Origin of the sequence: Clostridium sp. AF32-12BH (assembly GCF_003477935.1) — a bacterium.
Taxonomy (GTDB): Bacteria; Bacillota; Clostridia; order Lachnospirales; family Lachnospiraceae; genus Brotaphodocola.
Window position 1 is genome coordinate 1 of record NZ_QUEH01000043.1, and the last position, 1,662, is coordinate 1,662.

General features: G+C 43.7%; 1 protein-coding gene. It reads left to right on the forward strand.

Going from position 1 to position 1,662, the window contains the following annotated elements; all coding sequences use genetic code 11:
* Positions 1 to 96 precede the first annotated feature (96 nt).
* A complete protein-coding gene (locus DWZ40_RS19085; protein ID WP_118544357.1) occupies positions 97 to 1,410 on the forward strand; it encodes an IS30 family transposase in 1,314 nt (437 codons plus the stop codon).
* Positions 1,411 to 1,662 lie beyond the last annotated feature (252 nt).

Sequence of the window (1,662 nt, forward strand, 5' to 3'; positions counted from 1 at the left end):
GGCGGTGGAGTTTACTCTTGCACAGTTGATATTTACTCATGCATACTGATATGATACTTTAATCGTCCTTCTGACAGCAGTAGAAGGAGTTTGACTATGAGTAAATATATCCCAGGCAACCAGAAGCATCTCACCATAGAGGATCGTATCTATATCCAGAATGAACTGGATAAGGGTACATCCTTTAAAGATATTGCCCGCTTTCTCTGTAAGGACCCTACTACGATTTCAAAAGAAGTGAAGGCCAGAAGATCCTCCGATTGGTTTCACAAAGGGACTTTTCTTAATGCGAAGAACTTCTGTACCAAGCGTTTCCGTTGTAAGAAAACGAATGCCTGCAATAAGATCCTTCTTTGCGGCGTTAAATGTGCTTCCTGTCCCACCTGTAACCAGACCTGTCCAGATTTTCAAAAAGAACGCTGCAGCAAACTTGATCGGGCTCCCTACGTCTGCAATGGATGCAGTAAAAAGATCAATCATTGTACGATTGCCCACAAATATACCTACAATGCCAGGTTCGCTGATCGGAAATACCGGGAGTGTCTCAAGGATTCCAGGTCCGGAATCGCTATGACCAGACAGGAACTCCACAAAAAGGATAAGATCATCACTCCTCTGATCGATCAGGGCCAGTCTCCTTACCAGATCGTTGCAAACCATCCGGAATTGAATCTTTCCGTCCGCAGCGTTTACAACTACCTTGATATGGGACTTCTGACTGCCAGAAACGTTGATCTGAAACGTAAAGTGAAGTTTAAACCCAGAAAAGTCCATAAATCACAGATATCTGACCGCCGTGTCTTTAATGGCAGAACTTACGCTGATTTTCAACAGTTGCACCTGGAATCTTTTGTAGAGATGGACACCGTCCACTCCGCTGTTGGTTCCTCTAAAACACTGCTTACCTTCTTTTTTACAAGGGAAAAGCTGTTTCTTGCGTTCCTCATGAACCGGAATACGGAAGGATCTGTACGACTCGTTTTGGACCGTTTAGAAAAGCGTTTTGGTACCTTCGATTTCCTGACTCTGTTTGAATATATACTCACCGACAGAGGCGCTGAATTCGGTGATCCTGATTCTCTCGAAACCGGTGTTACCGGTATCCAGAGAACCAACATTTATTACTGTGATCCCATGAGAAGCGGACAGAAAGGCGGCATTGAACAGGCACACACCATGCTCCGCATGATACTGCCGAAACGAACTACCTTTGAATTCCTGACTCAATGGGATGTGAATCTAATCACCAGCCACATCAACTCAACACCGCGGGAGAGTTTGAATGGGCTTACACCGTATGATGTCGCCCTGGAGGCTTTTGGGGAAGACGTCTTAAAAGCATTTCAGCTTAGGCGTATTGACCCTGACAAAGTCGTCTTAACACCTAAGCTGATCCGCTATAACCACTAACCCATGAAGAAATCTGCTGTCAGACTGGAAGTAAACTTTTCACATTTTTCAAATGTGGCTGGTGGAATTTAGTCGTGCACACCGACCTCCAGCAGCTTGTTTGCCATACAGAAAAACAGAAAATTTCGCCATAGATTACTTGTATTATAGCATAGATTCCGCTTTTCTTCTTAAAAATCACTAGATTATAAGCAACTTTTAAAAGAGCGGTGGAATTTACTTTTGCACTGGAATTTACTTTTTCAAGTCAGC